The sequence below is a fragment of the Bacillus sp. 05T21 genome (assembly GCF_056396785.1).
In genome coordinates this window covers 22,458-45,139 of record NZ_JBFTMD010000029.1, presented here as the reverse complement: position 1 = coordinate 45,139, position 22,682 = coordinate 22,458, and the positions used below count along the sequence as shown (strand labels likewise).

General features: G+C 32.8%; 30 protein-coding genes and 6 pseudogenes. All 36 read right to left on the bottom strand.

Annotation, left to right across the window (positions count from 1 at the left end; all coding sequences use genetic code 11):
* The 36 genes and pseudogenes from AC1DKZ_RS28380 to AC1DKZ_RS28205 all read right to left on the bottom strand — a co-directional run bounded on the left by AC1DKZ_RS28380 (position 1) and on the right by AC1DKZ_RS28205 (position 22,460).
* Positions 1 to 438: pseudogene (locus AC1DKZ_RS28380) on the bottom strand (DNA/RNA non-specific endonuclease).
* 495 nt (positions 439 to 933) lie between these two features.
* A complete protein-coding gene (locus tag AC1DKZ_RS28375) occupies positions 934 to 1,425 on the bottom strand; it encodes an SMI1/KNR4 family protein (protein ID WP_476997552.1) in 492 nt (163 codons plus the stop codon).
* Entirely contained in the window at positions 1,422 to 2,072 is a 651-nt protein-coding gene (locus AC1DKZ_RS28370; RefSeq protein ID WP_476997551.1) for an HNH endonuclease, read from the bottom strand. The genes AC1DKZ_RS28375 and AC1DKZ_RS28370 overlap by 4 nt, the downstream gene beginning before the upstream one ends.
* A 157-nt stretch (positions 2,073 to 2,229) precedes the next feature.
* Positions 2,230 to 2,700 carry a DUF6985 domain-containing protein gene (locus AC1DKZ_RS28365; RefSeq protein ID WP_048371685.1) on the bottom strand — a complete coding sequence of 157 codons (471 nt, stop codon included), beginning with the start codon at positions 2,698 to 2,700 and terminating at the stop codon, positions 2,230 to 2,232.
* A gap of 118 nt (positions 2,701 to 2,818) precedes the next feature.
* Positions 2,819 to 2,989: pseudogene (locus AC1DKZ_RS28360) on the bottom strand (hypothetical protein); the annotation flags it as partial.
* A 671-nt stretch (positions 2,990 to 3,660) separates the two neighbouring features.
* Complete coding sequence (locus AC1DKZ_RS28355; RefSeq protein ID WP_476997569.1) at positions 3,661 to 4,149, bottom strand: immunity protein YezG family protein; 489 nt, start codon at positions 4,147 to 4,149, stop codon at positions 3,661 to 3,663.
* A 2-nt stretch (positions 4,150 to 4,151) separates the two neighbouring features.
* On the bottom strand, positions 4,152 to 4,703 hold the full coding sequence (locus tag AC1DKZ_RS28350) for a DNA/RNA non-specific endonuclease (protein WP_476997568.1): 552 nt from the start codon (positions 4,701 to 4,703) through the stop codon (positions 4,152 to 4,154).
* A 109-nt stretch (positions 4,704 to 4,812) separates the two neighbouring features.
* The gene (locus AC1DKZ_RS28345; protein WP_476997550.1) at positions 4,813 to 5,289 is read right to left on the bottom strand and encodes a hypothetical protein; all 477 of its coding nucleotides are present in this window, start codon (positions 5,287 to 5,289) and stop codon (positions 4,813 to 4,815) included.
* Between the two features lie 111 nt (positions 5,290 to 5,400).
* The gene (locus tag AC1DKZ_RS28340) at positions 5,401 to 5,853 is read right to left on the bottom strand and encodes an SUKH-3 domain-containing protein (RefSeq protein WP_476997549.1); all 453 of its coding nucleotides are present in this window, start codon (positions 5,851 to 5,853) and stop codon (positions 5,401 to 5,403) included.
* A 655-nt stretch (positions 5,854 to 6,508) separates the two neighbouring features.
* Positions 6,509 to 6,955, bottom strand: a complete 447-nt coding sequence (locus AC1DKZ_RS28335) for a hypothetical protein (RefSeq protein ID WP_476997548.1) — start codon at positions 6,953 to 6,955, stop codon at positions 6,509 to 6,511.
* Between the two features lie 102 nt (positions 6,956 to 7,057).
* Positions 7,058 to 7,759: pseudogene (locus tag AC1DKZ_RS28330) on the bottom strand (hypothetical protein); the annotation flags it as partial.
* Positions 7,760 to 8,256: 497 nt separating this feature from the next.
* Entirely contained in the window at positions 8,257 to 8,712 is a 456-nt protein-coding gene (locus AC1DKZ_RS28325) for an immunity protein YezG family protein (RefSeq protein ID WP_016128620.1), read from the bottom strand.
* Between the two features lie 136 nt (positions 8,713 to 8,848).
* Positions 8,849 to 8,947, bottom strand: coding sequence for a hypothetical protein (locus AC1DKZ_RS28320; protein WP_476997567.1), 99 nt, complete (start codon positions 8,945 to 8,947; stop codon positions 8,849 to 8,851).
* Positions 8,948 to 8,995: 48 nt separating this feature from the next.
* Positions 8,996 to 9,157, bottom strand: coding sequence for a hypothetical protein (locus AC1DKZ_RS28315; RefSeq protein WP_476997547.1), 162 nt, complete (start codon positions 9,155 to 9,157; stop codon positions 8,996 to 8,998).
* Positions 9,158 to 9,440: 283 nt separating this feature from the next.
* Positions 9,441 to 9,791, bottom strand: a pseudogene (locus AC1DKZ_RS28310) (pentapeptide repeat-containing protein); the annotation flags it as partial.
* A 523-nt stretch (positions 9,792 to 10,314) separates the two neighbouring features.
* Complete coding sequence (locus tag AC1DKZ_RS28305; RefSeq protein WP_340826937.1) at positions 10,315 to 10,785, bottom strand: SMI1/KNR4 family protein; 471 nt, start codon at positions 10,783 to 10,785, stop codon at positions 10,315 to 10,317.
* Positions 10,786 to 10,819: 34 nt separating this feature from the next.
* The gene (locus AC1DKZ_RS28300; RefSeq protein WP_476997546.1) at positions 10,820 to 11,248 is read right to left on the bottom strand and encodes an SMI1/KNR4 family protein; all 429 of its coding nucleotides are present in this window, start codon (positions 11,246 to 11,248) and stop codon (positions 10,820 to 10,822) included.
* Positions 11,236 to 11,592: pseudogene (locus tag AC1DKZ_RS28295) on the bottom strand (HNH endonuclease); the annotation flags it as partial. The gene AC1DKZ_RS28300 and the pseudogene AC1DKZ_RS28295, both read right to left, overlap by 13 nt.
* Before the next feature lie 150 nt (positions 11,593 to 11,742).
* Positions 11,743 to 11,892, bottom strand: a complete 150-nt coding sequence (locus tag AC1DKZ_RS28290; protein ID WP_476997545.1) for a hypothetical protein — start codon at positions 11,890 to 11,892, stop codon at positions 11,743 to 11,745.
* A 398-nt stretch (positions 11,893 to 12,290) separates the two neighbouring features.
* Entirely contained in the window at positions 12,291 to 12,608 is a 318-nt protein-coding gene (locus AC1DKZ_RS28285) for a DUF6572 domain-containing protein (protein ID WP_476997544.1), read from the bottom strand.
* Positions 12,609 to 12,756: 148 nt separating this feature from the next.
* Positions 12,757 to 13,224, bottom strand: coding sequence for a DUF6985 domain-containing protein (locus AC1DKZ_RS28280; RefSeq protein WP_476997543.1), 468 nt, complete (start codon positions 13,222 to 13,224; stop codon positions 12,757 to 12,759).
* Positions 13,221 to 13,346, bottom strand: coding sequence for a hypothetical protein (locus tag AC1DKZ_RS28275; protein WP_002162014.1), 126 nt, complete (start codon positions 13,344 to 13,346; stop codon positions 13,221 to 13,223). Before AC1DKZ_RS28275 ends, AC1DKZ_RS28280 begins: the two co-directional genes overlap by 4 nt.
* Positions 13,347 to 13,730: 384 nt before the next feature.
* On the bottom strand, positions 13,731 to 14,186 hold the full coding sequence (locus AC1DKZ_RS28270; protein ID WP_476997542.1) for a DUF6630 family protein: 456 nt from the start codon (positions 14,184 to 14,186) through the stop codon (positions 13,731 to 13,733).
* 16 nt (positions 14,187 to 14,202) lie between these two features.
* Entirely contained in the window at positions 14,203 to 15,177 is a 975-nt protein-coding gene (locus tag AC1DKZ_RS28265) for a hypothetical protein (RefSeq protein WP_476997541.1), read from the bottom strand.
* A gap of 120 nt (positions 15,178 to 15,297) precedes the next feature.
* The gene (locus tag AC1DKZ_RS28260) at positions 15,298 to 16,011 is read right to left on the bottom strand and encodes a pentapeptide repeat-containing protein (protein WP_231348514.1); all 714 of its coding nucleotides are present in this window, start codon (positions 16,009 to 16,011) and stop codon (positions 15,298 to 15,300) included.
* A gap of 19 nt (positions 16,012 to 16,030) precedes the next feature.
* On the bottom strand, positions 16,031 to 16,810 hold the full coding sequence (locus AC1DKZ_RS28255; protein WP_476997540.1) for a hypothetical protein: 780 nt from the start codon (positions 16,808 to 16,810) through the stop codon (positions 16,031 to 16,033).
* A gap of 474 nt (positions 16,811 to 17,284) precedes the next feature.
* On the bottom strand, positions 17,285 to 17,740 hold the full coding sequence (locus AC1DKZ_RS28250) for a DUF600 domain-containing protein (protein WP_476997539.1): 456 nt from the start codon (positions 17,738 to 17,740) through the stop codon (positions 17,285 to 17,287).
* Positions 17,741 to 17,761: 21 nt separating this feature from the next.
* Positions 17,762 to 18,433 (bottom strand): DNA/RNA non-specific endonuclease, encoded by a 672-nt coding sequence (locus tag AC1DKZ_RS28245; protein WP_476997538.1) that lies wholly within the window; start codon positions 18,431 to 18,433, stop codon positions 17,762 to 17,764.
* A 360-nt stretch (positions 18,434 to 18,793) separates the two neighbouring features.
* Entirely contained in the window at positions 18,794 to 19,303 is a 510-nt protein-coding gene (locus AC1DKZ_RS28240) for an ankyrin repeat domain-containing protein (protein ID WP_476997537.1), read from the bottom strand.
* 22 nt (positions 19,304 to 19,325) lie between these two features.
* Complete coding sequence (locus AC1DKZ_RS28235; protein WP_044441128.1) at positions 19,326 to 19,781, bottom strand: AHH domain-containing protein; 456 nt, start codon at positions 19,779 to 19,781, stop codon at positions 19,326 to 19,328.
* 60 nt (positions 19,782 to 19,841) lie between these two features.
* A pseudogene (locus AC1DKZ_RS28230) lies at positions 19,842 to 20,048 on the bottom strand (hypothetical protein); the annotation flags it as partial.
* A gap of 175 nt (positions 20,049 to 20,223) precedes the next feature.
* Positions 20,224 to 20,712 (bottom strand): SMI1/KNR4 family protein, encoded by a 489-nt coding sequence (locus tag AC1DKZ_RS28225; protein ID WP_476997536.1) that lies wholly within the window; start codon positions 20,710 to 20,712, stop codon positions 20,224 to 20,226.
* A 155-nt stretch (positions 20,713 to 20,867) separates the two neighbouring features.
* Positions 20,868 to 21,041: a PoNe immunity protein domain-containing protein gene (locus tag AC1DKZ_RS28220; protein WP_080784521.1), complete on the bottom strand. Its 174-nt coding sequence runs from the start codon at positions 21,039 to 21,041 to the stop codon at positions 20,868 to 20,870.
* Positions 21,042 to 21,198: 157 nt separating this feature from the next.
* On the bottom strand, positions 21,199 to 21,600 hold the full coding sequence (gene imm48, locus AC1DKZ_RS28215) for an Imm48 family immunity protein (RefSeq protein ID WP_476997535.1): 402 nt from the start codon (positions 21,598 to 21,600) through the stop codon (positions 21,199 to 21,201).
* A 16-nt stretch (positions 21,601 to 21,616) separates the two neighbouring features.
* Positions 21,617 to 22,093, bottom strand: a complete 477-nt coding sequence (locus tag AC1DKZ_RS28210) for a hypothetical protein (protein WP_476997534.1) — start codon at positions 22,091 to 22,093, stop codon at positions 21,617 to 21,619.
* Positions 22,094 to 22,106: 13 nt separating this feature from the next.
* Positions 22,107 to 22,460 (bottom strand): type IV secretion protein Rhs, encoded by a 354-nt coding sequence (locus tag AC1DKZ_RS28205; protein ID WP_234705730.1) that lies wholly within the window; start codon positions 22,458 to 22,460, stop codon positions 22,107 to 22,109.
* Between the last annotated feature and the right edge of the window lie 222 nt (positions 22,461 to 22,682).

Here is a 22,682-nt window from a genome sequence, read left to right as displayed (position 1 = left end):
CTAACCTCCTATTTGATTTAGTTTTGTAACTTTTTTCATCCTACCGCCATCGATCGAGTAATTAACTATAAAACTATCAGGTCTAGCTGAATTTCCAGTGTATTGCGGTTTGATTTTTACTTTTACATTTTCTTTTCTTTCTAATGCTGCTGCCCACTATTGTTCCATCTGATGCCATTTCCCACCAGCTTCATTTATTTAGGAATTCATTGGAACTAAGTTATCAATATCTCCAGATCCTTTAAATTGACTACCAATTAAATGACCACCATCATCTCTCCCTGGATAATTACCTCTAATTCTGTCTGTTTCACCTACATTACTTTGAGCATATTGATTTCTCTTTCCTTTGCCGAGTTGTAATTCCGCTTCGACACTATCAATCCGGCCAAAGTTGTTGGTTTCATAGGTATATCCTTCTTTTGTTTTGTACTTCACATTTGGTTTTAGTTCTTTTTTGTTACCAGTCTTACGAAAATGCGTTCCATAAGGGACATCTACTTTACTACTATTACCCGTACCCTTAGTATATTTATAAAATTATACGTGTACCGACTTATTTCTACGCTAAAATACAAAAAAGCACTCGTTGCCATAATTGACAATCAAGTGCTTTAAGTTCATATGTTTTTAAGTAGCATAAATTTGTAAGTTTTGTAGTAACAGTATGACACCTTTTGTATATCATGACAACTACTACGTTAAAACTTACGAGTTTGTACGAGTTCGTTAGTTTCATGCCCATTCCATGTGTTTATATTCACCGCCATGTAAAATGTCATTTCGCCTAAGCTCGTACTTCGTTTTCTATTCTATCATTGCACACAGTACTCCATGATGGTACAACCATCATGGAGTATATATTTTCAAACACCCTATTATTTTTTCTATCCACTTCACATAAACTTTATTTTTCATTCATCATTATATTTTTTAATCGTGTAATTTACTTAAAAAATCAGTAAATGTATCTGCAATGTAAAATACATTTTCTCTTGCCAGTTCTTCTACTTGTGCTTCTGTTAAACCTTCTTGACGCATTAACATTTCTTTTTCGCCAGCATTCTCATGTTCCCAAAATACCACAACAGGGTTATTTTTGTCATTTTTATAGTCAAAACATATTAAATTTCCTGCTGGGTCAAAAGCAAAAGGAACTAACTCTTTAGGTATAGTAGGGGCATAAGTGCGATATACTTTAACAATATATTCGCTACTATCCGTATCATAAGAGAGCAATGTCCCAAATACTCTTGTTACTCCATCCACCTCAAATTTATATGGTAATACCGCTGAACCATTATTAGTAGTAGCACACTCTACATAATCACTTGGAAATATAAAATCCATCTGCTTACCCACTTCATATATATATTCTGCTGAAACCGGCTCATCTGGAACTGGCCATGTTAAATTTTTTCTCATCTAATTCCGCCTCCCCATAATTTATTACCACCTAAATGATTTACACTGTGCTTTGCTGAAACAACTAATTGCATTTTTCCAGGCACCCGATGATGATGCCATGTTAAATCTACAATTCGTGGCAATTCCAACTCTATCATCTTTAATTGCTTAGGTGTAAAAATATCTCTCGGTATCTCTCCTTTGTTTATCGCTGCCTTCAATTGCCTTGTACACTCTTCAAATTGTGCATCATCCTTAGCTATAAATAAACTTTCATCTAACTTATGAGTAAACTTAACATCATCACCTTTAAAAATCGGAAAACCTAAAACATCGTAATCTATACCTTTCATATGTGTGCCACCTGCTAGCCCTTTATTAATTATATTATGTTTTGGTGAAGCATTTAAATGAGCATCAACATACCCTACTACCGCTTTAAATTCCTCAACACTATCATACCCAAACTCTTTAATAGTAGTATCATCTACTTTTGTTAAAAAGTCTTCAACACTATCATAACCTTTAGGCACAATTGACCTATTAACCAAATTCCCGTCTATATCGTAGTCGTTTTTAATTACTTCATCAATTTCAGATCTATGAACAGTGTTACCCGTACCAGATGGATTTACAAATTCAATATCTTTAGTAAAAGACCTCAATAGTATGTACGATAGAAATAACTTTCAAGATTAATTTTTCCATTTGCATAAAAAACAGCAGAGATTTCTAGTATCTATCTCTGCTGTCTTTGCTATCAATTTCCAAAAAGCCAATTTTTTATATTCTATTATGTGTATCCCTTACAAATAGTAATGCTTAAATTGCAACGTCCTGATAACCTACCTCAGTTACTTCACCTTTCACAAGACAAAGGCCTAATCCATTTTCCATATCCCATGTACAGTCAAACGTAAGTCCGATATCAAGAAAGTCGATAAGGTCATTATCTGGAACAAAAATTCCAACTAAGGTTATTTTTTCGAGAATTTGAGTAGCTGTTTCTATTAAAGGATAATTTTCGTTAGATTCAACATCGTAACCAAGTTCATATCTTTTTTGTTTATAATAATCTAATATAGGCTCCAAAATACTTTGTTGTAATTGTTGCCATCTTTCTATTAAAAAATTATATGCCATATATTGTTCTTCCTCAAACTGACCATCATCTTCTCCCCTGACTATTAACGCCACCTTAACTTCGTTCCCAAAAAACTCAATGTTTTTATATCCAATCCAATCATAATTATTAAACTCAAGTTCGCCAAAAACTGCATCATTTATTTTCATTTTGAATTTTCTCCTTTCTATTTATTGGCAAATTCTCCTGACTTAAACGCTCCTGCATTTATCTCTCCTACGCCGCCAAGATGCCCAAGTTTGCCATTTATTTCTGATGGTACAAGTTGTATTGATTTCTCTTTCCTTTGCCGAGTTGTAATTCCGCTTCGACACTATCAATCCGACCAAAGTTGTTGGTTTCATAGGTATATCCTTCTTTTGTTTTGTACTTCACATTTTGTTTTAGTTCTTTTTTGTTACCAGTCTTACGAAATTGTGTTCCATAAGGGACATCTACTTTACTACTATTACCCGTACCCTTAACACCACTATCGGAATTCTACTCTGAATACTCGCTTTAGAGATGCCACGGTGCTTCTTTTACTTTTCCCTAGAATTTGTTCCCCCGTACCTACTTACGCTTCCATCGGGTAATATTTCTACACCTTTAATGAAGGGGAATATGTTGTCCACAATTTTTGCTAGTCTAATTTCAATTATATAATATTCACGACTTATTTTATTTCATTTATCAATCCGTATATACAACCTATATTTTATTTGTTTATCGAGTCTTAATATATCTATGAAAAAAGCATTTGTTGCCATAAATGACAATCAAATGCTTTAAGTTCATCTGTTTTTAAGTAGCATAAATTTGTAAGTTTTATAGTAACGATATGACACCTTTTATATGTCGTGACAACTACTACTTTAAAACTTACGAGCTTGTACGTGTTCTCTAGTTTAATATACATTCCATGTGATTATATTCATCACCCAGTAAAATGTCATATCGCCTAAGCTCGTACTTCTTTTTCTATTTTATCTTTGCACGTAATACTCTATGATGGTACAACCATCATGGAGTACTTACTTTTTTAACAGTCTATTCTTTTTTCTGTCTTTTTCTGTAGTCTTACCTCTTTGTCTCTGGTCAACTGAGTATTCCTTTCCTGCTCTATTTAACTAAATTGGATTATTCGGATACTCATCTAAATACCTACTAATTAAATCCTTACTTTCACTATCATCTGGTTCTGTTCCTAAGTATTTATACTCCCAAATAACTAACTGGTCACCAAAACTATAATCAGTATCGAACCAATTGGTATAATCATAATGCACCTTCAGCTTTCCATCGCTATCAAGAGATAGCGTAAAAGAGTACCAAAGTTCTTGTTGATTATCTTTAAAAACCTTTCTTAGTTTATCACTTAACTCAAATAAAGTTCTAATCTTCAGTTTATAGTATTCTTTATCAATCTCGTATCCATAAGGAATTTCTAAACTATACTTATAGCTCTGTTCATCCTCGAGTGTATTATAGAAAAAGTAAGTTCCTCCACCTGTTTCTGATATTTGAGCGTAAAAACAAAACTTTCTCCATTCTTCTGGAATCATTTCATTAACTGTTTCAGCAATCTCTCTATATATTTGATTCATTTCTTTTTCCATACTCAATATAAGCAACCTCCTAACTGATTTTTAATAGTTTTCTTAATTAGCCTTTTCACTTCGATCTTATACACTATCTCAAAATAACTTGGTCTTAGTAAATCACCTGTATATACTGGTTCAATTTTTACTGACATTTTTTTAGGGGGCTTTCCACCTAATGCATTAGCACACTCCTTCTCCATATTATACCATTCTCCACCCGAACGATTAATTTGTTTATTTTGAGCGACTAAATTATCAATGTCACCGGATCCGTGAAATTGTGTTCCTATCAAGTAACCCCCATCATCATCAGGCAACCTATCTTCTCGTCCTGTAGCCACTTGCATTCCTGTATTTCGTTTTCCTTTTTGAAGTATTAGTTCTTCTGCCTCAACATCTACTATTCTACCAAGCTCATCTGTTGTATATTTATAACCATCCTCAGTGATATAGCGCACGTTTGGTGCAAGTTCTTTCCTTCCATTTTTCCCTTTAATAATATGCTTACCAAGATCCTCCTCTTTTATTTCCGTTATTTTAGGAGGATTACCCGTACCCTTTGTTGTAATTTTAAAATAAAAAGCACTTGTTGCTCGTAGGAAACAAGTACTTTAAGTTTATTAATTTAGTATTTTATAAATATTTGTATTTTTAACAAAGCTACTTTAGATAACAAATTTATACAAAATAAGCAATTATTTTTCCGTTGTCTGGATAATCGCCTTTCCAGCCACAAGGAAAACCACCAGCTTTGTAAATATTGAAAATTTGTTCGTAAAAATTTTCACTTTGACGATTTATCGCGCAATTTCTTAAATCTACCACAACATTCTCAAAAAAATCACTATACGAGTCCGGAATTTGGTTTCTGAGTCCATTAGCAATTTCTTCTGTCACTTCCTCTAAACCATTAGGTTTTTGACTAGGGTCTAGTTTATACAATTTCCCCATAACTTTCCCCATTTCAATTTGCCTAATATCTGACCATGTGTATTCATCCTCACCAAAAATCTCATAAAAAGCAAATTTTTTCGCCTCAATAAAATCATTAATAATAGCAACATCTTCAGGGACCACTGTCTTTTGAATATCTTGCATAGAATTTGCAAATCGAATAACGTCTTCAACTAATTTAGTATGAATTCCATACTTCATAATTTATTAAACCACCTTTCCCATAAGTCTATTGTTGCTCCTCCACCTACGCACTGCTTCATAACAATTATGCAGTAGGTTAAGACATAATTTTGCATTAAAAAAACATTATTACCCTTTAAATTTACCCCAAATCATTGCTCCTTTTTCAAGAATAATATTATCAAATGCCTCTAAAACAGTATCTCCTGCCCAACCTGTTGCTTTAAATATTCTTCCTGATTCCGATATGTATAAATTTAGCCCGAAATCATATAGTGAACCTATAGGAATAACTTTATCATCAATATAATCTTCTAAACCAAAACACGAACTATCTAACACACCTATCACTTTCTTAATGCAAGTAGTATGTTTAGATATGTCCTTAGTAACCCCATCTGGCCAAACCCTTTCAACATTGAATCGTAATTCTCCAAACTCCTCCATAAATTTTTTGGCACTTTCAAAAACCTCAAATCCCCTTTCTTCCAGAAACTTTACATTTTCTGATATATCTATTTTTCTACCCTCATACCATCCCGCTTTTTTTAATTCTTCTATTGTCTTATTTGATATTTCCATTTTCATTCCTCCTAGTAATCAATGTTATAGAAATCAAAAAACGTTCTACTACAATTATCACAAGGTTCAGCAAAACCACCTTGTAGGTTTTCCGTTCTAATCATAAAATTATCATAATGGCGGTTAAACACATTGTTGGAAATGAAGATATCATTCATAGTGATTTTGTCTTTGACGCGCTCTGTCGTTTGGACATAGGAACAGCAATTGTTTCTTTCATGCCGATGATATTTCCAGTTTTATATTTATCAATCGTTAAATCTCATATGATTTCTATGCCAATTTTTTATCTGTTAGCATTCTAAAATTGGAGTTATAATCTAATAACTTTTAACTAGTCATTTCTCAAGTGCATAAATGTAAAAGTGACTTTGGGACAATAATCCAAAGTCATTTTTTATTCATATTCTAAAAACTCTTTTATGAAACTGTCCATATTTATAGCATATGTTAACTACTAAAAAAACAATAAATCAGCCTACTTAAATTTCAGCTGATTCATTTAATCTTTTCACTGCATTATTACAATTATGAATTCATTTATATATAGTATTCTCCTAGTTTTTATACCATTTATTAATTCTGTTAGTTTATGCATCTAGGTACTACTTAATTTTGCAGTAAAAAACTATTTGTAAAATAGAATTTCTCTTTCTTAGGAATAATATTGCTTTAACTTATTTATGCCCTTAATAAAATTTTTAATAGAATTTTCATCTGCCATTAAATTACTTAAATAAAGTGAAAAATCAAATTCATCTTCATCATCTCCGAAGGTTAAAACGAATGGGCTTATATATGATTTGTATATAATATTACAGACAAGGACTTCTTTTATTTTCATTCTGAAATTACGCTTACCATCATCCAGTATTTCATTTGTGCAATTTATTTCATCTGACTTAGTTTCATACCTTTTATCATTATATTGGAAATATAATTTGCCATCGTCAATATATAGCCCTAATAGCTCACCATCTTCACTAAATCCACCTTCTCCATTTTCTATATCATTTATACTATTTGCATCAACTAGTGAATATCCTTCTGGTGTTATATTAATATATGTGTTCTTTTTAGAATAATTATCTAAAAATATCATAACTAACTCCTCCTAATGAATTAACCCTAATAGTGTATTTATTACATCATCTTTTTTCATGGATTTTTTAATAATACTACTCCAAATTCCGTCGTCATTTATTTATGTGCCTTCTTTAATTAATTTCTTCTTAGTTTTACTAAATAACCATTGTGAATCTGGACCTATTGGATTATCATATTTTTCCATATCCCTCGCTTCTAATCCTGCTCTTTCTTCTGCTGTCATGTCTGCTCTAGCTGTAACTTTCTGTTGATTACGTGCATCAACAACATGTTTTGCTATGTCTTCTTTAGAAAATCCTTCCGAAGTCATTCTTTTAATATCAATTTCTAATTGTTTAGATGCTTCAAGATAATCCTTCCCAACATTTTACATTCCTTTTACCCAATCAACATCAGTAAAATCATATTCTGGTTTATGGTATGCAGTACCTTCATTTGGTAAATACCCATATGCTCCATTATCATCAGGGTGTATCTGCTTAAGTACATCTGGCTTTACTTCTTCTAAGGGTATTCCTTCACCAGTTTTACCTACTCCAGCTTTTCTTATCCCCTCTTCAGGAACTTTCTCCCCAGATAATCGGTTCGCATTGTGCGCTCGCCCCTTAGTTTCACTCTTAGCAACAGAAAATAACTCTCCACCAAGTGCGTTTCTTCCTCCTCCATTCCCAACACCAGCTAACAAAGGTTCAGGGAATAAATTCGGGATCTCAATATTTTTAATCTTCCCCCTAACATTCTTCATACTGTTCGGCAACTTATTCATGAATGCCGTTACTTCTTCCAACTTACCAACTATATATCATGGCTTTTTTACTTTTCCGCTGAAGTTCGTTCTGTCCCGTCTGGTAATATTTCTACACCTTTAAAGGTGGCGGATACGTTGTCTGCTGTTTTTACTATTTTAATTTCAATTATACTAGCAATTTGTATTTTCCTTAATTTATAAAAAATACTTTTATGAAGCTATAGGTCCCCTATTAATAAAAAAGCACTTGTTGTCTTTAATCGACAATCAAGTGCTTTAAATTCAACTGGTTTTATGTAGCATAACTTTGTAATTTTTCTAGTAACAGTATGAAACCCTTCATATGTCATGACAAGTAATACGTTAGAACTTACGAGTTCGTTAGTTTACTATACACTCCATGTCTTTGTACCCGCCGCACAATAAAATATCATCTCGCCTAAGCTTGTACTTCGTTTTCTATTCTATCATTGCACATAGTACTCTATGATGGTACAACCATCATAAGTTATTAATTCAACTTAGATATAACTATTACTGTGAACCTTTTAAAGGTTATTATTTTTCACTTCCTCAAACCACTCATCAGCAATATGCCCAGCCGTTTTAACATCGTCATTTGTATATACTAAATCATACTTATACTCAGCTTTAAACTCGCCACTCTTAACATCATATATTAATTTCATCTCTGTTGGCATGTCTCGTTCATATTCTTTGCACAATTCTTTTATTTTTTTGATGTCTTCACATATTATACGCAATACCGTAAACCCTCGTTTTGGAGATACATCATATCTTTCATCCCCATTCTCCAATGCATCATTCACTTTATGAGGCTCTACATACTTATTATTAATTAAATAAAAGAATCTACCTGAAGTAATACCTTCTTCACGTGAAGCATAAACATATACTTTATCGGCTCTATCTTCAACAAATTCCATACATATAGCTATCATATCTGATTGCAATTCACTAAACTTATCTTCAAATTCTTTCATATTACTTTTTCACTCCTTAGATTAATTCTCAATAACTTCAAATGCCCATTTACCATCAATAGAATAATTAATTATAAATTCCTTTGGGCGCATATCATTTCCAGAATAAACTATTTCAACATCAACATTTACTTCTTTAGGGGGGGGCTGCTTTCAAAGCTGCAGCCCATTCTTCTTCAATCTTCTTATATTGCTTCAAATTAACATCAGATAATTGCGAAACTAAATTGTCAATTTTAGGCGAGCCTCCAAATCTATCACCCGCTAAATGCCCTGCATGGTCTTATCTTTTTACTTTACCGGGGGTATTTTTACTATGTGATAATCCCTTCTCTCTTTCAGTTAATTGTAGCTTATCTGTTTCAAATTTTTCAATTCTTCCAAGACTATCGGTTTCATAAAAATAGTCAAACTCTCCTGTTTTATACCTAATATTCGGTTTCAACCTTTTTTTCTACTGTTTGTAAACTGTTTACCTTTGTCCACTAATGTTTTAACTTCACTTACTTCAGCACTACTTTTACTCGTACCCTATGTTATAATCTCAAAATAAAAAGCACTTGTTGTCTTTAGTTGACAATCAAGTGCTTTAAGTTTGCAAGTTTTATAGTGACAGTGTGACACCCTGTACATGTTGTGACAAATAATACATTAAAACTTATTTGCCAAGTTTACATACGATTCAAAATAAACTTCTATACCATTTTCAACACTAATTCCTTCACATTTTCGTCAAAACATGTTTCGTAGCAATAACTTATATTTATTTTTGCATATTTCATATTTGCTTTAGAGAAATCCGCTTCGCCAAACCTACAATCTGCAATGTTGATTTCCCCTAAATTACAACTTCTAAGGTCAGCCAGCTCAAAATCACAATCACGAAACGCTGCTCTCATTAATGAAGAAGCCCTTAACATGACTCGTTTTGCCATAATACGATCTCCCATTACCTCTGACAAATCTGAAAAAGTAAGGTCTAAATCACTCATATCTAACAGATCTATAATCTCATCATTGTATTGGGATCTATTTAATATTTCCATGACTCTTATTCTATCATTACTATTCTCATTCATGATTACAATCACCACTCCATTTAATTGCCCTCACTTGAATTTTATAATACATTTCAATCACGTAGAAAAATTATGGATGTCTTTTTTTAATAGTTAAAGACATTTTTTGTATTAATAGAATAATAATAGGACACCAAATAAGTGCTCCTACTCCCCCGTCAAAAATCCTTTCTGTTTCGTTCACTTGTTTTAGATGTCTGTGCATCTTTAACTTTAGCATCATGAGCTTTGTCATTCTGGTAAATGAATATAAGTAAAGTATTCAATATCATGTGTCTACTTACTAAGATGAGCTATAAATTCAAATATGCTTTTTCTTAATCATTGGAAATATATTGTCTTATAAGCTATCGATTTGGTTCTCAAATCCATAAAAAGAGTACATCAACAGTTTTATTTGTTGATGTACTCTTTTATATTATTTTTTATAGATATATTTTCAATATATAATTATACATTTCCCGCTCATTTTCACAATATTTTTTCATCCTTTTTTAACACAAAATTCCCATCATATAACACATTAACTTTTCGGTGGTGCTTTAAGTTCTTTTATAAATGTTGTAAAATCTTTTGCAATAAATTTTATATCTTCATCTAATAATTCATTATCTTGTTCAAAATAATCCATATCGCAATAGTAAAGATTACCTTTCTCCTCTCCTTCGAGCAATAAACAAACTAAACTTTCACCTAGGCTATAACCAATTGGGAAAAAATGAGAAGGAACTACTTCCCCTAAGTTATATTTGTTAAACATTTCTTCTAAATTAAGATTCGTTTCAGTAGTTAAAGGAAAAAACAGTACAATAGAAGACTCGACAGTACCTTCTTTCCCGTCATCATTTGTAACAAATCTTCTTTTCTCCGCTTTCCCCCCATTATTCAATAATAAAAATTGTCTATACTCATCTGGCAACTTAATATTATATTTCTCCTCTAAGTTTTCAATTTCTCTCTGGTCTGTTGGAGGAAACGTATATTCAAAGTTCATATTTATTTCTCCTTCACTTTTTATAAATAGGTTTTCACTCATCATATAATCCATCTAATAGCTCTGAAAATGTATTACAAATTATCTCTATAGCTGCTTCTCCTTGTTCCTCATGATCCCAAAATACAATTGTCGGTGATAGTTTATCCGCACGATAGTCAAAACATATTAGATTTCCAAAAGGATCTCTTGCAAAAGGAACAGTCCCCTCTATCTCAGGCTGTATTGGATCGTAAAACATCTCTATATTCATATCTTGACTTGTGAAACTTAATAGATTATTTATTACACCTTCTCCTCCATTTTCAAAATTAAAGTTATCTGGTTCCGGACATCCACCATTATACTTCATTACACATTCCTTATAATCTTGTGGAAAGATTACTCCAAAAGATTTCTCTACCTTAGATATTATTTTTTCATCAATTAATTCTTCTGTAAATAGCCAATTTACTTTTTCCATGTCATAATTCCCTCCAAAATCTGTTTTACTAAATGACCTTTCCTTCCTCGAACGCCACCACCCCAGATTGCTCTCCCACCTGTATGTGGTGCTGCATCATGTTTAAAGAAATCAACAATTTGCATTCTTCCTGGATCTTGATGGTGATGCCAAGTCAATGTTCCGGGTACTTTCCCTCTTTTTAAATACTCTATTTCACCTGGAGTAAATTTCAATGCCAAATCTTGATCTCTTTGTATCTTTTCGTATAGCCTTAACGATAACTCTCGAAATTGTATTGTATCTGGTTCTAAATAAAACGATTTATCTAAAAGCAGTTCTTCCTTAGAGTTGAATAGAGGAAAACCTTCTTTATATTACCCGTACCCTTAGTACCACTCCTTCATTATCAATCTCTTTTCCTTTATTCACACGTCCATCAGAGGACGAAGTAAATTGAAATTTCAGGAGAGTCTCCGCACTATTTTGTACTTTATTATACCAAAAATATCCCCTTATGAAGCTATAGTTGCTCCTGCTGCAGTTGCTGCTATATTAGCTAGGATAACGATTGGTGTTGCTAACCCAGCTGTTCCCACTGTTGTTACAGCGGATAAGAAATTCAAAGTACCTTTTAACGAAGTACCTTCAAAAATTGCAACCATAGATCCTACTGCCGATATTCCATCTCCTACAAGTCTTTCAAATAGATAGGTTGTTTTCGTCTTCTAATTCATTATTTTCGGATAACTTACAACAAATGCATTGCTTGTGCCTTGAGGCAATCCAAAAACACCATTTATATACTCAAAAGCATTAATAACTGGTTTTTTATACCAATATTTAATTAGAAATTTCTTTAATAGAGTCAACAAAAGAGACCTCAAATATGAGGTCCCTTTTGTTGATTCTACTCCATCTATAACTTTCTCTTCACTTACTCAAAGCCAGGTTACATGGTTCATTAAGATATACAATTCTAAAAAACTTCTTCTTCGAAAAGTTCTTTCCTTAATCCAAAAATCTAGCAAAATAAATTAGAACGTATACAAGTAATAAAAAATTATTCTTCTGGTAAGTGAATATTGATGAATATGTCAGTATCATTTAGTTGACTGGAAATTACGTTCAGAAATTTCAAGCCATTTTCCGAAACACCATGTTGAAAATGTATATCAATTATTTTTTTCTCAAAGTTATCTCCATAATCTTTAATATACTGCTTATCTTCAAGATATACTAAGTAATTATTAATTTTTTCTTGTAGTACGTCTAGATGCATGTCTTCATATTCCCAGTCTAGATAGTCTATTATTAACAACTTTAGCTTTTTATCTTCTACTCCAATTGCATCTATCTGATCCAAATCTATAACTGCCATCTTTTCTCCTATCCTATATATGTCTATTGCAATAATCTACAATGTACTCATATATATTTTTATCTTCATTTAAAGTTTGTTTTATCTGTCTATATTTCCCTATGCTGATAAGTTCCAATCCATGTGTATTATTGATTAATAGTTACACTTAAATCGCAATATCCTGGTAACCCACTTCAGTTACTCTCTCATTTAACATACGAATTCCTAGCCCATTCTCTGTATCCCATGTACAATTAAGTGTAAATCTAATGTCTCTACCTTCACACAAATCCCCATAAGGAACAACAATCCCGTCTAAATCTATCATTTCTAATATTTGATCAGTTGTTTCAACTAATGGATAACTTTCATTTACTTCAATATCATAACCTAGTTCATGTCGCTCTTGTTTATAATACTCTAAAATCGGTTGCAAAAAACTTTGTTGCAAGTGTTCCCAATTTTGCATAAGCGAGGTGTATGCTACATATTGTTCTTCATCAAATTGACCAGACTCATCACCCTTCACTATCAATGCTATTTCGACTTCATTTCCCAAAAAACTAATGGTAGTATCCTTAGACCATATAAAATCATATTCGAGTTTACCGAAAACTGAATCATTTAAAATCATTTTACAAGCTCCTCCTTATGTCTATTAGCAAATCCTCCGGGTTTAAACGCTCCTGCGTTTCTCTCTCCTACACCACCCAGATGTCCAAATTCAGCATTTATGATTGTTGGCACGAGTTGCATTGTTTTACCCTCATTCTAACCCAATTGTAAAAATAAAAAAGTCAATAGCCACTACGTTCTCCTAACGTTGCTATTGACTTCCTTTATTGAGCATGTACCTTTGTCAGTGTCCAAGTAACTCACAAAATAGGCACATTTTTCAACTTATTTTTCTATTTCTAGTATCAAGCCTTCCAAATTCAAAACATCTTTATTATTTTGACTAATGTTCATGCGAAAAGTTTTAAATAGATTTGCAAGAACATGAACGATTACCGTAACACATGGCGTTATTACAATCGTACATGGCCAAAAATAGCACATTCTAAATAGCTATGCAATCTTGATATTAACTTATAAAGAAACCTTGACCGGAGTCAAGGTTGAAAACATACAATCTTAGGTCTATCTATAATACTTGATACACCTTTCTTGAAAAGGGATTCTATCATCGAGCAGCACTTCTTCTTGCAGCAATTTTGTTATAGTCTCTATTTTTACAATGAATAGTGCGAAGAAGTCGCCCGAATTTGGATATGAAAATAGTCCATACCCCTTTGGTGACAGTATTTTGTTGACCTCCTGGATCTTTTCAGGTAAAAATTCATAATGAAATGCTTCTAATTTCTCGAGTTCTTCTTGTGTTGCTAATTCGATTTGGTGGGAAAATTCGTAATCAAGAATAAAATTGACAATTTCTTGGTATTGCTCACCTTTATAGTCAACGTATAAAAACTGTTTCGTCGTCAATCCATATTTTAATAGGTCTTCATGTAAGTCATAACTTCCTTGCTCCTTCAAAAACGTTTCCAAATCCTTGCTATCAGGAAATATAATCTGTGCTATCCCTTTATCCGGCATATTAGCTTCCTCCCTTTTATTGAAATAATTCTCCATGCTTGTTAGGAATATATTCTGGGTAGTTTTTACGATAAAATTGATCGATCATCTGAAGCACTGGGTCCCACTCAGGGTATGGCTCACGTTCTCTAAATACCATTTTCGCTTCTGGAGTATTCATCAGAAAATTATCGAATTGAGTAGGTACTGGCAACCCTAGTTGTTTTCTTACATGGATCAAGAATAAAATTTCAAAAGGATAAAATCCGTATCCGAAATCGCCAAATTCACCTAGCTGTCCGATTTCAGAAGCTAATGCAGAATGATACTGTGACATTATCGAAATTAGATGTTCTATTTCTTCTAAATCACCAGTCGACCAACGTTCCAGCACTTCATCATAAATGTTCAGGTCTTCAGGGATTGAGCCGCATCGCAGTTCAGCTTCCTTAAACTTATTTTTCACAGCTAGATGCAATTTTTTATTCGTTCCCATGATGGTTTTATTTCTATACTGCAAGTACAGCTCTAGCAAAAACCAAATATGTCTATCCTCTTCATTGGCATCTATTAAATGTTCACCGAAGTGATGAGTCATAAAATCATATAATATATTTTCTTCTTTCTCCCATCCATACATTGCAAAATGAACTAATGTGAGGACGACTTCTCTAAACGTATATCCCAAGATCATCCCTGGATACCTGCTTGTATAGAGATCCTGTCCCATGCACTGGTAAAATAAAACCTTCTGCATGTTCTTTAATCCTTCTGCATTGTTTCCACCGCTGATCAATACATCGTTTTTCCATAATGACAAGTGATATGAGGAAATTTTACTTAGATTTATTAATAGTATGTGATCTTTATCTGTTTCATTTTGCTCAACGATTTTCTCAATCTTTCTTCTACTGACATTATATTTATCTTTCACATCTTCAAATTTGATTCCATCCACAAAATTTTTGCTATAACTTTTAAAAGCCATTTCTAACTTTTTTTGGTTTATCATTGTATCCTCCCTATGAATGTTTGCAAGTTTTATAGTGACAGTGTGACACCCTTTACATGTTGTGACAAATAATACATTAAAACTTATTTGCCAAGTTTACATACGATTCAAAATCAACTTCTATATCATTTTCAACACTTGTTCCTTCACATTTTCGTCAAACTTAGCTCCTTCTACATTTGCTCCTGTCCAAACCACATTGTCAAGTTTAGCACCGGTAAAATCCGCTTCCGTAAAATTCCCATTTAAAAGGATTGCTCCTGTTAAATCTGCATTTGTAAAATCTGCATTTCTAGCATCTACTTCTGATAAATTTGCATTTTCCAAATCCGTCTTTTCAAATTTACCATTTGTAAGATTGGCACTGCTAAAATCCGTTCCAGTGCAATACGCCTGTGTAGCATCAATTCCAGATAAATTCGCATGGCGAAAAGTAGCATGATTTAAAATTGTTCCAACTAGTTCTCCATATGAAAAATCAACTTCGTCAAAACATGTTTCAAAACAACTACTTATATTCAATTTCGCATATTTCATATTCGCTTTAGAGAAATTCGCTTCACCAAACCTACAATCTGCAATGTGTATTTCCTCTAAATTACAACTTCTGAAATCAGCCAACTCAAAATCACAATCATGAAACGATGCTCTCATTAATGAAGAAGCCCTTAACATAACCCGTTTTGCCATAATACGATCTCCCATTACCTCTGACAGGTCTGAAAAAGTAAGGTCCAAATCACTCATATCTAGCCCATCTATAACCTCATCATTGTATTGAGATCGATTTAATATTTCCATGACTCTTATTCTATCATTACTTTTCTCATTCATGATTACGAATTCCTTTCATTTAACTTTCCAGATAGTCCTTCCAAACGACATTTGGAGAATAGGTTACAACCATCCGACTTTCATGAAAACTCGGTATAGCCATTACTTGAGCTGGTTCCAAATATTTCATTACATGTAACCAACTATCAAGCAATGTATCATTATCAGCTTCTAATGGATTTTGTAAAAGATCTATACAAATCCCACCCCAATCCAGTTCTGATACGACAGCTGGACTATTTAGTAATAATTCCTTATCAAACATTTCTAAAATATTACCACTAAAATATGTTCTAGCCCCTAGTCCTAAGGGACCGTTAGGAAGAAATCTAACCGGTATAGGTAGAGACGAAATATTCATCCACTTCTGTAAGCGTTCACGTTCGGTGTTCCAAGGATTGGGTACTGGCCAACAAATTTGAGCTACTCCAAAACGAGGTTTCGCAATTTCCGAGATTTGATCAGATAATGCAAAAAAATCTGGCCATAATTTTTGTGGTATAGATTTATGAAACTCAAACTTCAAAAATGAACGATGGCTCCAATTAACTTGAAAACTCCCTCTATAGTTCACAGATTTATCACGATACAGGTGAACTTCAGATACCCTACGCTCCGAAATTACTTTTTCTAGAATTTCCTGACGGTTATATTCTACCCGTACCGTTTCACAGTTGCCCCAATGAGTAGGAGCAAATTTCTCATTTGACTCAAACACATCCAAAAGACGCCCTAGTATCTCTTCCTCGTTAAAAGATACTGTGGGGTACATTGAAATTGAAAAATAATTAGGTTTCATTTATATCCTCCCTTAATACTAAAAAATAAATCCACACCTTTAAAGGTGGCGGATACGTTGTCTGCTGCTTTTACTATTTTAATTATACTAGCAATTTGTATTTTCCTTAATTTATAAAAAATACTTTTATGAATCTATAGGCCCCCTATTAATAAAAAAGCACTTGTTGTCTTTAATCGACAATCAAGTGCTTTAAATTCAACTGGTTTTATGTAGCATAACTTTGTAATTTTTCTAGTAACAGTATGAAACCCTTCATATGTCATGACAAGTAATACGTTAGAATTTACGAGTTTGTACGAGTTCGTTAGTTTACTATACACTCCATGTCTTTGTACCCGCCGCACAATAAAATATCATCTCGCCTAAGCTTGTACTTCGTTTTCTATTCTATTATTGCACATAGTACTCTATGATGGTACAACCATCATAAGTTATTCATTCAACTTAGATATAACTATTACTATGAACCTTTTAAAGGTTATTATTTTTCACTTCCTCAAACCACTCATCAGCAATATGGCTAGCTGTTTTAACATCATCATTCGTATATACTAAATCATACTTATATTTAGCTTTAAAGTTGCCACTATGAACATCATATATTAATTTCATCTCCGTTGGCATGTCTCTTTCATATTCTTTGCATAATTCTTCAATTTTTTCAATATCTTCACATATGATACGCAATACCATAGACTGTCGTTTTGTGGACACATCGTATCTTTCGTCTCCATCTTCCAATGCATCATTTACTTTATGACGTTTTACATACTTATTGTTAATGCAATAAAAGAAACCTCCCGAAATAATTCCTGCCTCACGTGAAGCATAAACATACACTTTATCGGCCCTATCTTCAACATATTCCATACATATAGATATCATATCTGCTTGCAAATCACTAAATTTATCTTCAAATTCTCTCATACTACTTTTTCACTCCTTAAATTAATTTTTAATAACTCGGAAGTCCGCCATACCATCAATAGAGTAATTAACTATAAATTTATCTGGGCGCATATCATTTCCAGAATAAATTATTTCAACATCAACTGTTACTTCTTTAGGGGGTTCTGCTTTCAAAGCTTTAGCCCATTCTTCTTCAATCTTCTTATATTCCTTCAAATTAACATCAGATAATTGCGAAACCAAATTATCAATTTTAGGTGATCCTCCAAATCTATCACCTATCAAATGTCCTGCATGGTCTTGTCCTTTTACTTTACCAAGTGTATTTTTACTATGTGATAATCTCTTCTCTCTTTCAGTTAATTGTAACTTGTCTGTTTCAAATTTTTCAATTCTTCCAAGACTATCGGTTTCATAAAAATAGTCATACTCTCCTGTTTTATACCTAATATCAGGCTTTAATCTATTTTTTCTTCCGTTTGTAAAGTGTTCTCCTGCTCCAACTACTGTTTTAACGCCACTTGCTCCAGCAGTACCATTTACTGTCCTATTTACCGTACCCTGAGTTCCAGTAGAAAATAACTCTCCAAGTGTCTTTCTTTCTCCGACTTTCCCTCCACCTGCTAGCGCAGGTTCAGGGAATAAATTCGGGATCTCAATATTTTTAATCTTCTCCAAGGCATTCTTCATACTACCCGGCAACTTATTCATGAATGCCGCTACTTCTTCCAACTTACCAACTATTTATGAAGTTAAAGCATACCAATCAATAAAAAAAGCACTTGTTGCCTGTCATAGACAATCAAGTGCTTTAAGTTCATTTGTTTTTAAGTAGCATAAATTTGTAAGTTTTGTAGTAACAGTATGACACCTTTAATATATCGTGACAACTACTACGTTAAACCTTACAATTTTGTACGAGTTCGTTAGTTTCATATACATTCTATGTGTTTTATTCATCGCCCAATAAAATGTCATCTCACCTAAGGTCGTACCTCTTTTTCTATTCTATCATTACACATAATACTCTATGATGGTACAACCATCATGGAGTATGTACTTTTTAACAGCCTATTCTTTTTCATCCATCTTCTGCTTTAAATATTCAGCAATTTCTGTTTGCCCAAATTCTCTAGCATATTCATAAGCATCCATATTCTTAATATTTTCTCCAGTGTATCTAATTGAAATATCTATTCCTTTTTCAACTAGAAACTCAGCTACTTCTTTATGTCCACCATAAATCGCACCAAATAATGGATTTCTTTTTGCTAAGCTCACATCTAATTCTGTGCCAGCTTCAATTAAATACTTTACCAGCTCCAAATGCCCCGCTCCTGCTGCCAATCTTAAAGGGGAAGCATCAAATATATCACCTTTTGTATTAACATCAATTCCTTTATGGATTAAATATTCCACTATTCCAAAATGCCCTTTCTTTGCTGCAACATGTAACCACGTACCAAATGGTGTCATTGAATGTAAAGATTCTGGATTATCTCCTATTAAACGTTTTACTTCGTTAATATCACCAAGCTTAATAGCATTTCTTATTGTTTTATTTAGACTTTTTTCATCCATAACATTACCTCCTGTATCTCTACTATCTTGTACTAGCTATGTCTCCTAAATCTTCAAGAGCTTCAACAATATCATCAAAGTCACCGTCCATTTCTTCAACAGCTCTTAACCGATTCACTACTTCCTCCAAAGCATCAAGACTATGTTGTCCTATTACAGCATTTGGTGCCCAAACAAGGTTTTCTTCACCAATTATTGGGTCTATCCCATACCTTCTTAATATTTCTTGACCTTCTCGAACCAGTTCTTGTTGCTTCTGACCAAGAACTTTTTTAAATAGAATATGATGTGCATGTGGATTTTTCATAGCAGCAGGTGGGTCACCTATTAGTCCTCTAAGATACTTACCAAAATCAATTTTAATTAATGCTTCATTATATTCTTTAGTAATGCCTAAATTAGACATCTTTTTACTAATCTCAGACAGCTCATCTACACTAAAAGTATTATTTTGAATGGCATTTTTAAGCTTATTCATCTTAGCGGCATCGACATTCCCGTTCACAATTATATCATCAAGATAATCACTTACGGCATTCCCCGTACCCTTACTAGCAAGAGAAGCCTCTACACCCTTTATCTCATCATCTATAATCTTACTACTTGCTGTATGATGCTTATTCACCCAGCTATGTAAATCTGTACAGCATTGTTTAGATGTTATTAAACCTTAGTCGTCACCTTCAAAGCTTTTCGATTTGGCTGTCATATCATCTATGCTTTTTGCTATTTTTCCGCCGAGCTTATCCCCTTATAAATTCTGGATTTCTTCATACTTAAACATACAAATTTGCAAAAGTATAGGTAGTATGTTGAACCTCTCTGTGAAAATAATCCTTCTATTCTAAAATAAAAAGGGGTACCTCATAAGCAAGTGAAACCCACCACTTATGAGATAGCCCTTTAATTTTAACTCTCTATTAATCATGTAATTTACTTAAGAACTCTGTGAAAGTATTAGCAACAAAAAATACATTTTCTCTTGCGACTTCCTCTGCTTCTTCTGCCGTAATCCCTTCGCTCTCCATCAGCGCTTCCTTTTCCCATGCATCTTCATGTTCCCAAAAGACAACAATTGGATTTTCTTCATGATTTTGATAATCAAAACAGATTAAATTTCCTGAAGGGTCAATTGCAAAAGGAATAACATTACTAGGAATCGTTCCTTTATAATTTTCATAAACCTTTAATATATTCTCAATTCGGTTTTCATCATAAGAAAGAAATGAACCAAATACCCTCTCTATTCCTTTTACATCAAAAGCTTCTGGCTCCACACTTGCGCCATTATTTTCAAGTACACATTCAATATAGTCTTGCGGAAAATGAACACTCATTTTTTGGGCTACCTCTAGTACATAGTCCCGACTAACAAGTTTATCTGGATTATCCCATTCTATATGACTCATCTAATACCATCTCCCCATAATTTATTTCCACCTAAGTGATTGACACCATGTTTACCTATTGGATTAACAAAATGAACTTTTTTCACCCTTAATAAAACGATTAAATGGACAAAAAAATCCACAGTGTAAAAGTTTATCACTGTGGATTCTTACACTTATTTTTCTTGGTAATGCACCATATCATAAGGGTAGTACGAAGTATCTTTCAAAGTTGAGTCATCTAATTTTAAAATTTTTACGATTGCTTCACTTTCAAAACTCCAGTAACCACTATAAATGTCATTTTTATTTTCATGTGCATCGTACCCTGTTTCCGAATAAGTTCTCAAGAAACTTTCACTATAATAATTGGCTTTGAATTATCTCGACCTCTTTCTAGTTTAACATGCCCATCACTTGCTTTAGCCATTTCACTTTATTCTTTAAAAATCTTTCTCCTTCGCTCATAGAATCTAGTGAAATCGCACATACTATCTTAATTCTAATTTAAGTTGCTGTTTTAACAACTTCAATAATATCATGAAAATCTCGTGATAATTCTTCATTTCTACCATCTTTATACATGAAATATCCTTCCAATCCTCTATGAATAATAGCAAACATAGTAGGATGGAAATTTTTATCTGTGGAATTAATAAGAAACTGGCTAAATTGAACAGAAGACTCTAAAGAATAATTTAGTTTTTCGTTTAAAATCTGAATCATAGCACCTTGTATGTCAACAGGTTTAATATTTTTTTCGTGTCCTAATCCATTAAACATTCCAAAAAGGTATGCACCTAAGATTTGCTTTTCTTGTTCATCATTGATGTCTATTTTAAAAACCTTATATATGGTAGTATTTATAATATTCATACATTCATTAAGGAAATCTTTATTTTCTTCCAAAAAACTTCACTCCTTATCATATAACTTTTATATTTCCTTTAGGATATTCTCTAGTCCACCCACATGGAATATAACCATTTATATATATTTCGTATAAACAATTATAAAATTCAGACTCGCATACTAAAGAATAACTTTTATATAGTGCGATATTCATTATATCAAATAAAATTTGACTTTTCATGTTTTCTAAAAGTTGTCCTTCACTAATCAGAACAGACAATTTTTCATCAACAATGGGAATAATTTCTTTTTTTATATCCATCGCTAAATTATTCCAATTTTTATTATACATTTCTTTATAATTCTTTGATAAATGTGAAGTAACATCTCCTATTCTATCTAAACAAAGGTTCTCCCACTTTAATTGATTAATACTTTTACTAGCCAATTTTAAAGTTGGTACTATCTCAAAATCAATTTCTAATTTTCTAGTGTGTGATAAAAAATCAATTCTACATAAAGACTTCACGACTTCATTTTCTAATCTCACTTTACTTCCTCCATCAAGGTTTTGGTTTTGGTAAATTAATTCTCCCCGGTATTCTAGGTACGAAATCATCAGCCAAAAGACCAGCATTTATTTGTTGCTTGATCGGTTCTGAAACTGCTTTGTTTACTTGTGCTTCTGATAACCCTGCATTAATTAAAGAATCTCTCAATGCATTGTTATAGTCTGTTAAATTAGGTTTAAGCCCTGCTAGATCTCCATTTTTCCTGTAAATATTCCAAAAATCTTCTAAACTTTTATGAGCATTGTAATGGGGGCTATCTATATTTTTAAATATATTTCCTTCCAATTTTACAGAAAGTCCGTCATTTCTTAGAATATAGTCCCTAAAAGCAGCATCTTGATTCAAATGATGTGCTTGACCTGAATTTTCTTTATTTTTCCTCAGATTTTTGTATGAATCAACTAAGATATCATCGAATTCATTAGCCCCACTGGATCCCTTACCAATATTACCCGTACCCTTAGTGCACTTATAAAATTATAACGCTCTTTTCACTCTTCATGCTAAAACACAAAAAGCACTCTTTGCCTATCGTAGACAATCAAGTGCTTTGAGTTCATATGTTTT

Coding starts and splice junctions, on each gene's coding strand:
- AC1DKZ_RS28275 (WP_002162014.1), bottom strand. CDS start 13,346: ATGCAACTCGTGCCAACAATCATAAATGCTGAATTTGGACATCTGGGT.
- AC1DKZ_RS28245 (WP_476997538.1), bottom strand. CDS start 18,433: ATGAATAAGTTGCCGGGTAGTATGAAGAATGCCTTGGAGAAGATTAAA.
- AC1DKZ_RS28345 (WP_476997550.1), bottom strand. CDS start 5,289: ATGAAGTATGGAATTCATACTAAATTAGTTGAAGACGTTATTCGATTT.
- AC1DKZ_RS28285 (WP_476997544.1), bottom strand. CDS start 12,608: ATGGCAGTTATAGATTTGGATCAGATAGATGCAATTGGAGTAGAAGAT.
- AC1DKZ_RS28355 (WP_476997569.1), bottom strand. CDS start 4,149: ATGGAAAAAGAAATGAATCAAATATATAGAGAGATTGCTGAAACAGTT.
- AC1DKZ_RS28280 (WP_476997543.1), bottom strand. CDS start 13,224: ATGATTTTAAATGATTCAGTTTTCGGTAAACTCGAATATGATTTTATA.
- AC1DKZ_RS28250 (WP_476997539.1), bottom strand. CDS start 17,740: ATGAGAGAATTTGAAGATAAATTTAGTGATTTGCAAGCAGATATGATA.
- AC1DKZ_RS28260 (WP_231348514.1), bottom strand. CDS start 16,011: ATGAATGAGAAAAGTAATGATAGAATAAGAGTCATGGAAATATTAAAT.
- AC1DKZ_RS28365 (WP_048371685.1), bottom strand. CDS start 2,700: ATGAAAATAAATGATGCAGTTTTTGGCGAACTTGAGTTTAATAATTAT.
- AC1DKZ_RS28290 (WP_476997545.1), bottom strand. CDS start 11,892: ATGGTTGCAATTTTTGAAGGTACTTCGTTAAAAGGTACTTTGAATTTC.
- AC1DKZ_RS28225 (WP_476997536.1), bottom strand. CDS start 20,712: ATGAGTCATATAGAATGGGATAATCCAGATAAACTTGTTAGTCGGGAC.
- AC1DKZ_RS28340 (WP_476997549.1), bottom strand. CDS start 5,853: ATGGAAATATCAAATAAGACAATAGAAGAATTAAAAAAAGCGGGATGG.
- AC1DKZ_RS28255 (WP_476997540.1), bottom strand. CDS start 16,810: ATGAAACCTAATTATTTTTCAATTTCAATGTACCCCACAGTATCTTTT.
- AC1DKZ_RS28240 (WP_476997537.1), bottom strand. CDS start 19,303: ATGGATGAAAAAAGTCTAAATAAAACAATAAGAAATGCTATTAAGCTT.
- AC1DKZ_RS28265 (WP_476997541.1), bottom strand. CDS start 15,177: ATGATAAACCAAAAAAAGTTAGAAATGGCTTTTAAAAGTTATAGCAAA.
- AC1DKZ_RS28325 (WP_016128620.1), bottom strand. CDS start 8,712: ATGAAAGAATTTGAAGATAAGTTTAGTGAATTGCAATCAGATATGATA.
- AC1DKZ_RS28305 (WP_340826937.1), bottom strand. CDS start 10,785: ATGAACTTTGAATATACGTTTCCTCCAACAGACCAGAGAGAAATTGAA.
- AC1DKZ_RS28335 (WP_476997548.1), bottom strand. CDS start 6,955: ATGATATTTTTAGATAATTATTCTAAAAAGAACACATATATTAATATA.
- AC1DKZ_RS28235 (WP_044441128.1), bottom strand. CDS start 19,781: ATGAATAAGCTTAAAAATGCCATTCAAAATAATACTTTTAGTGTAGAT.
- AC1DKZ_RS28270 (WP_476997542.1), bottom strand. CDS start 14,186: ATGCCGGATAAAGGGATAGCACAGATTATATTTCCTGATAGCAAGGAT.
- AC1DKZ_RS28375 (WP_476997552.1), bottom strand. CDS start 1,425: ATGAGAAAAAATTTAACATGGCCAGTTCCAGATGAGCCGGTTTCAGCA.
- AC1DKZ_RS28300 (WP_476997546.1), bottom strand. CDS start 11,248: ATGGAAAAAGTAAATTGGCTATTTACAGAAGAATTAATTGATGAAAAA.